Genomic DNA, 1,157 nt, shown 5'->3' with positions numbered 1-1,157 from the left:
TTAGCAACAACACCCGCACCTACTGTACGGCCACCTTCACGGATTGCGAAGCGTAAACCTTCGTCCATCGCGATTGGGTTAATTAGTTCAACTTTGAACTTAAGGTTGTCACCTGGCATGACCATTTCTACGCCTTCAGGAAGCTCTACAGCCCCTGTTACGTCAGTTGTACGGAAGTAGAACTGTGGACGATAGCCTTTGAAGAATGGAGTATGACGACCACCTTCATCTTTAGACAATACATATACTTCAGCTTCAAAGTTAGTATGTGGGTTAATTGTACCTGGAGCAGCCAATACTTGACCACGTTCAACGTCTTCACGTTTAGTACCACGTAACAATGCACCAACGTTCTCACCAGCACGACCTTCGTCAAGAAGCTTACGGAACATTTCAACACCAGTACAAGTAGACTTAGTCGTATCTTTGATACCAACGATTTCCACTTCATCACCTGTGCGTAAAATACCACGCTCAACACGACCTGTTACAACCGTACCACGACCAGAGATTGAGAAAACATCTTCAATTGGAAGTAGGAAAGGCTTGTCAACATCACGCTCTGGCTCTGGGATATACGTATCTAAAGCTTCAGCTAGTTCAACAATCTTCGCTTCCCATTCTGCTTCGCCTTCAAGGGCTTTAAGTGCAGAGCCTTGGATAACTGGCAAGTCGTCACCTGGGAATTCGTATTCTGAAAGTAATTCACGTACTTCCATTTCTACCAATTCTAGTAATTCTTCGTCGTCAACCATGTCACATTTGTTCATGAAAACAACCATGTAAGGTACGCCAACCTGACGACCTAACAAGATGTGCTCACGTGTTTGTGGCATAGGACCATCTGTTGCAGCAACAACCAAAATCGCGCCATCCATTTGTGCAGCACCAGTGATCATGTTTTTAACATAATCGGCGTGACCCGGACAATCTACGTGTGCGTAGTGACGAGTGGGTGTGTCATATTCAACGTGAGACGTTGAAATTGTGATACCACGCTCGCGCTCTTCTGGAGCGTTATCGATTTGGTCGAATGCTGATGCGTCACCGCCGTATGTTTTTGCTAATACAGTTGTGATTGCAGCTGTTAATGTTGTTTTACCGTGGTCAACGTGGCCGATAGTACCGACGTTTACATGCGGTTTAGTACGTTCAAA

At 45.3% G+C, this 1,157-nt stretch carries 1 protein-coding gene; it reads right to left on the bottom strand.

Annotated features, from left to right (window positions below; genetic code table 11):
- A partial coding sequence (gene tuf / locus L0668_RS20535) for an elongation factor Tu (RefSeq protein WP_235314600.1) occupies positions 1 to 1,157 on the bottom strand: 1,157 nt, incomplete at both ends.

It is taken from the genome of Paraglaciecola algarum (assembly GCF_021532655.1).
Taxonomy (GTDB): Bacteria; Pseudomonadota; Gammaproteobacteria; order Enterobacterales; family Alteromonadaceae; genus Paraglaciecola; species Paraglaciecola algarum.
This window is presented reverse-complemented; position numbering and strand designations above follow the sequence as displayed.